4 protein-coding genes are annotated in these 6458 nt (G+C 44.3%); 2 read left to right on the forward strand and 2 right to left on the reverse strand.

The window, feature by feature from the left end; all coding sequences use genetic code 11:
- The coding region (torT, locus tag AB4653_RS21860; protein WP_372105342.1) for a TMAO reductase system periplasmic protein TorT at nt 1-545 on the reverse strand (545 nt) is incomplete at its 3' end.
- Between torT and AB4653_RS21865 the strand changes: the two genes are divergently transcribed.
- Nucleotides 490-654, forward strand: coding sequence for a hypothetical protein (locus AB4653_RS21865; protein WP_232281790.1), 165 nt, complete (start codon nt 490-492; stop codon nt 652-654). The two genes, torT and AB4653_RS21865, sit on opposite strands and share 56 nt — an antisense overlap.
- Nucleotides 655-718: 64 nt before the next feature.
- The gene (torS, locus tag AB4653_RS21870) at nt 719-3742 is read left to right on the forward strand and encodes a TMAO reductase system sensor histidine kinase/response regulator TorS (protein WP_009844867.1); all 3024 of its coding nucleotides are present in this window, start codon (nt 719-721) and stop codon (nt 3740-3742) included.
- A gap of 259 nt (nt 3743-4001) precedes the next feature.
- Here torS and AB4653_RS21875 read toward each other — a convergent pair whose 3' ends face one another.
- Complete coding sequence (locus AB4653_RS21875; protein ID WP_102257603.1) at nt 4002-6356, reverse strand: fatty acid cis/trans isomerase; 2355 nt, start codon at nt 6354-6356, stop codon at nt 4002-4004.
- Nucleotides 6357-6458 lie beyond the last annotated feature (102 nt).

Raw genomic sequence — 6458 nt, forward strand, 5'->3', positions numbered from 1 at the left:
CAATAGCTGATCGCGATTTTGATATCGCTCGATTTGATTGCATCATAAAACCCGAGCGCCACAGGTTTAGTGCCACCGCTTGCTTGTGGGCCAAGTAATAGGGCGATAGGTGTTTCTCCTGACCCTTTTGGATGTCTTTTCGACAAAAACTCTCCGACTTGGAAGCCCATTTGATACCAGTCGACACCGACCGTGCCTTTTAATACTCTTTGTTGCTCTTTATTGACGGTTAACTCATTGACTGTGGCAAACACAGGGGTTGCTCCGACCCAGTTGGTCAGGTTCTCATGGTAAGCGTCAGGCGAAACTGTGCCTAAAATAATGGCATCAGCCCCCCATTGCGTGCAAAGCACCAGTTGTGAGGCCTGTTTGGCTACGTTGGGGTAACCGCCAGCTTCCAAAACTCTAAGTTCGACTTGTTGCTTTTCTGCTTCTGAGACCATTCCGTAGTTAACCGATAACCAATAAGAGTCTTTTAGGTGCGGATAAATGGCACAAATTTTTTCTTTTTGTGATGTGGCTTCTGCCGGTTTTATTGGGCTCAAAGGCTCACTAGCACTTACTACAGTGGTGACTGATGCTAGTAATGAGAGAAGAATTTTTGAAGTTAAAGGTCTAGATAGCATGAATTGCCGTTTTATTGGTTTTAGATAAGAAACACTGCAAAATATAGCGTATTCTGCATGGGTAAAGAAGAACGTTTTAAGGTTTAGAGTTTATGTTGTTAGCTTCAGCGAGTATTGGACGCAAGCTACTGGCCTCATTCTTAGTGATGGCCCTGTTGGTTTTATTGTCTGCATTGATCGGTGTTTCTGGTTTTAGCTTTGTAGCAAAGACTGAAAGAAACGTCGTCGATTCTGCTCTTCCTGCCATGATCGAAGCTCGTCAAGTATCTGAGTTGAGTAACCGTATTATTTCGTCGGTACAAACGCTTTCTAATGCGAGAAATGAAGCAGAAAGAAAAGAAGCGGGCACTATGTTGTTCGGTCAACTTGAGTCGCTTCTTCAGCATATCAAAGAACTTGGCGTCGACAGTTTTGATTCCCAACTTCTTAATAAACTCGAAAACAATGTCCAAAGTGTTATTAATACACTGGCTGAGTTGGGCGTGTCAGTTGAACGTAAGCTTTGGTTAAACAAGGAACTGTCTTCTCGTGTTGAAGAGATGCGTCTACTTGCGGAAGAGCTAGAGCAGCTAACCCGAACCCAAGTGTTGAACACGGCCACCATCGCAGTTGCCAACGTCACACACATCTATGACCTACTAGAAACTAAGCAAACTGATAAAGCCTACCAAGCCTTAGATGCGCTTGTTGAGGTTGACCTTGATTTGTCTGAACGCTTGCACGAATTACATTTGTTGGCGTACAAAATGCTTAATCAAATTGAAGAAACGCAGACTGTCACTAACGTTGAACGTATTCATCAAATCCAATCTGAGTTTGAATCTAATCTAAGAATTATGGCGCGCCGTGTGAAAGCGGTCGAAGATCCGACTCGTTCAGCGCAGATGTCTCAGTTGCTTGAAGAGTTGAGAAAACGCCAGGTCGTGTTCGATATCTCGCTAGAACAATATGAGAACACCAAAAAGTCAGAGTTTCTGATGCAAAATACGTTGGAGCTGTTCTCTCAGCTGAATACAACGGTTAACCAACTGGTTGATGATTCAAACCGAAGCACAAAAAAAGCGGTTGATGAGCTGACCAGCACGTTGAATCTGGCTCAATGGTCGCTGTCTGTGATTTCGGTTATTGGTTTGGTTATCGTCGCATTTATCGTTTGGCGAGTGGTTTATATCTCGGTGGTTAAACGTCTTACTGAATACTCTTCAGCTTTGATGTCTATCGCTCAGGGGCGTCTGAATATCGATATCTCGGTTAAAGGTAATGATGAACTGGCTCATATGGGTGAGGCTATTATTACAGCGAGAAATACGGCACAGGCGCTACAAGTGGTTGCCGTTGGAGAAGCGAAGGCGAAACGTGAGCTCGAAGAACATAAAGAGCACTTAGAAGAATTGGTCACCGACCGAACTTATCAACTGCAAAAAACCAATGAGAAGTTGAATGTCGAGGTGGAAAATCACGCTAAGGCTCGTAATGCCGCAGAACAAGCAAGCCGGGCTAAGTCCGCCTTCCTCGCGACGATGAGCCATGAAATACGAACACCGATGAATGGTGTGTTAGGTACGGCTCGATTACTTAAAGATACTGGGCTAGATCCTTTGCAATCGGGTTATGCCGATATCATTAACCGCAGCGGCAAGAATCTTCTCGCCATTTTGAATGACGTGCTTGATTATTCAAAGATAGAAGCGGGGCATTTAGAAATACGCACGGCTTCGTTTGATCTCTACCAAATGGTTAAAGATACCTACCAACTAATGGAGGGACGTGCTGCTGAGAAGAAACTTAATTTCGATTTCCATATTGAAAGTAACGTACAACGTTATTGGCGTGGTGATGTAACACGAATCAGCCAAATTTTGAACAATCTGGTTGGCAATGCGATTAAGTTCACTGAAACAGGCTCAGTCGATATCTTTATCAGCTTAGATATAGAAGATGAAAATCGAGTGATGTTTGAAGTGTCAGACACGGGGGTTGGCATTGATAGCAAAGAGCAAGCTTGTCTGTTTGATGCATTCACCCAAACCGGTAGTGGTCGCAATAAAACTGGCGGCACTGGGCTAGGGCTAGCGATCAGCAAAAGTATCATGCAAGCAATGAACGGTGATATTGGTGTTCATTCCGAAGAAGGTGAAGGGAGCCAATTCTGGTTCTCAGTACCTTTGTTCGCGGGTGAGAAGATTGAAACGAAAGCACCGACTATTGAAGCTTGTATCCGTGCCAAAGTACTGTTGATTGAAGATAACCCTGTTAACTGCATTGTTGCTGAAGGATTTCTGAATAACCTAGGCCATGACGTTGTGATGGCGACAACAGGAGAAGAGGCCAGAGCTATATTCAGTGAGCAGGCGTTTGATATTGCGCTGGTAGACATCAATCTACCCGATTGTGATGGCATAGAGCTGATTCAACAGTTAAAAGCGATCCTAGAACAAACGTCCACGGCTGAGCCGCTAAATATACCCCCTATGGTGGCGGTGTCGGCGCATGTATTCAATGAAGAAGTCGAAAGCTATTTAGCATCAGGGTTCGATGGTTTCTTGCCTAAGCCGTTGGAGAAAGAGGCTCTTTCTCAGCTCATCGTTACTCAACTCGATGGTAAAGCACTGTTGTTGCCACAGCCTGATCCGAATGATGCTGTTTGCAAACAAAACTATAAACGCGTAATTGAGAGTAACAGTGATGAACTGAACGCCACACAGATGGCAGATGTATTGGCTAATCACACGGCTATAATTGATTCTCAATATGATACCCAAGACCGAGGAGATGCTCCGGTGAAATTGATTGATTCCAAAGTGATAGAGGGTGATCTGTCGATTCTTGGATTAGAGAAAATGAAACAGATCGTTGCGCTGTTTGATGAAAGCAGTGACCTGACCTTGAATGAATTAGCTGAGGCGAGTCAAGCGGATGATGGACGAGAAGTGAAGTCCTTGGCGCACAAACTTAAAGGGTCGGCGGGTAGTTTGGGTCTATCAGCACTGTACAGCTTGTGTCAGAGCATTGAAGCAAGCGAAGAACCATTATTGCAGTATCGAGATAACGACCAAGCTTTATCGGAACTAGTTAGAGATTCGTTGAAGGCACTTGTGCCCTATGTTTCCGTTTAACGATGTGAGCCTGTTTTAAGCTTATACCTAATCTGCAAGCTAAATAAAAAATCCTCTGAACGACTATTCGTCAGAGGATTTTTTATAGCATGTGTACCAATGGTTCTTTAAGAAAGACTTACCAAGATTTCAAGTAATATGGCCGACGATTAAGGCGATATAGCCGACGTTCAAGGCAATATAGCCGACGCTCGAGGCAATGTGCTCAATGTTCAAAAGCTAGAATCAAGGTATACCGTTTACTCGCTATCTATTTTTACTATCTATTCTCAAAACGGTTGTAATCCAATAAACCAAACTCAATCGGTTGATCTTGTTGATACCAACGGTGAACTCGGTCGCTGAATGGCCAGAACTCAGGCGAACTGCGTCGTACTGCAAACTTATCCAGCAACGCGACGTAATCTTTTTCTGTGTCCAAGCTTTGCAGTGCTTTAACCAGAGTCGGTATATTGCGCTCAGTTAATGACAGATAAGCGGCAGGGTAGCTACCTACAACCCCACGTACTAGTGTTAAGTCGTCATTGGCGTAATCTCGATTACCCTCTTCATTGAACAGGCTTGAAATGTTGCTGTGAGCGTTATTGTGAATCATGGTGAACAGCTGCTCATCGCCGTTCTCGCTTTCAATCATGATCGTAACTAATTGAGGCACATGACGCAGACCAACTCCCTTAATCAAATTCACTTGTTTGAGCAGAGCTTCGTTTTTCCGACTGAAACCTGTTTCGACAATATCAAAGCGATTATCGAGGATCGGCGCGAGCTTATCTTTGATCATATTAAGCAGTTCACGCTTAGGATTTGTCGTTTTGTATATCACGTTGGTTGGCTGGTCAAAAGGTGCAATATTACGCTGCAAGTAGTCGCTCAACTGTGAGCTTTGGTTTTCATACCAACTTGAGTGTTCAATGTGTCGTACGTCTTTTGGAAGAAGGGTCAAGAAGTTACTCTCACCCTCAAGGCGCAAGAAATCCATAAACATACGGGTAATCAGTTGGTGGCCGAAGTTACCGTAGACATCAAAACCAGCAACGAGAAGGTAATGGATACGTTCTAGAAGGGCGTAATCAAGAATCCACGCTGTCTTGGGTTGTGGGCCAACTAAACCTTGAACAACTGAAGCGCTATCAAAGTGTCTAAAGATAGTAAGCGCGGCATTACGGTTCGTGCCATTGCCATCCCAAATGATATCTGTGTCTAGATTTACTCCGCTATCAAACCATTGATTGGTGAAGTCTGATTTTGCATTAAGGTATCGAGCTTGTTGCTTCGCGTAGCTCACCCAGCTTGTGACAGGGACAGTGTTGCTTTCTAGTTCACTAGGCAGCTTTAGGTTTTGCTTCTGGTTGGCATAAAACTGATTAATTTCAGGCAGATCTGCTTTATCAGGATCGATGAATAGTACCCAGAATCTATCATTGATCACGTTGAGTGCGAGCTGCCCGCGACACACCGGCCCCTTGATAAAGGCCATGATGGTGTTTTGTGCATTGTCCAGCATGAAATGGAAGCGCGAGTTCACCGGAAGAGCTTCAAACGAAGTCATTGGATTCGCCGCGACGTCAATCGCGTAGCTAGGAAGTTGTTTGACAGCGTAACGAGCATCCACAAACCATGTGTTCCAATTGTTCAGGCGTTCTTCATTTAATGCGAAAGGCATGTGTGTTTTGTGGACGATGGTGCCTTGCTCTGGAATCAGGCGATAATAAACCCGATCCACTTTTGGATCGTCGTAAGGTCGACGACTCGTGATGCGTTGAACCGCTTCACCAGGAGGCGTCGCAGAACGAACCAAGGTGAAGAAGCGTGTTGGCTGAGCTAAATCAGAGAAATAGAGGTGTGATAGAAACAGATGTTCATAGATATAACGTGCTGAAAGCTGGCTTTTATTGTCACTCTTGTTGAGAAAGCCCTCGTAGATATCAACGAGCTCTTGTTCCGCATCATTCAGTGGAATATGGTCATTCATTAACGCGCCGTTTTCCAACCAACTCATTAAAGTCGCGTATTCCGTTTTATCTAAGTTCGGCATGCCATAAGGCATTCCCCACGTCGGGTAATCTCTTTCGTATTGAGCGTACTCTTCAATGGTTGGACACTGTTGGTCGCGATCGGTTGAAAAGTCGAAGCCTTCAAGTTGCGTTTGATCTGGAAGAGGGTGGTTTTCTTTTTGCATCAACATACGAGAAACAAGCCCAGCATCAAGGTTAGCCGTTGAATTCTGCATACGTTCGTTTAGCACTGGATGAAAATCCGCATCACGCCACTCTTGTGTGGTTATCGCGTCTTCAAACAGGCGGGTAGGGGCTGAGGCGGTTAAACGGGTGCCTTGATAAACGAGTGCCTTACTCGCCCCTCGGTCGATACCTTCAACTGAAGACATTTTTAGCTGGCAAGGTGCATCATAACAAGCGTGGCAAACAACACAGCGGCTATCAATGATAGGCTTTACTTCGTCAATGAAATGCTGTGCTTGAGATGAAAGAATAGGCGCTTGGCGATCACGGACTTGCTGTTCACCAAAGAGCTGATCGAAGTTCAACCCCGCGTAGACGGCACAACCTGAGAAGACGCTAACAAAAGCTAAAATGAAGAGTTTTTTCAAATTCATACGTATTAAAGATTAGGCATTTTCTCTAATTATATCGAAAATGATTGAAAAAGCTCATGTTCTGACTATTTTATAGATAAGATATTGATGTAAGTTATTTAC

The sequence above is a fragment of the Vibrio sp. 10N.222.48.A3 genome (assembly GCF_041475345.1).
Classification (GTDB): Bacteria; Pseudomonadota; Gammaproteobacteria; order Enterobacterales; family Vibrionaceae; genus Vibrio; species Vibrio tasmaniensis_A.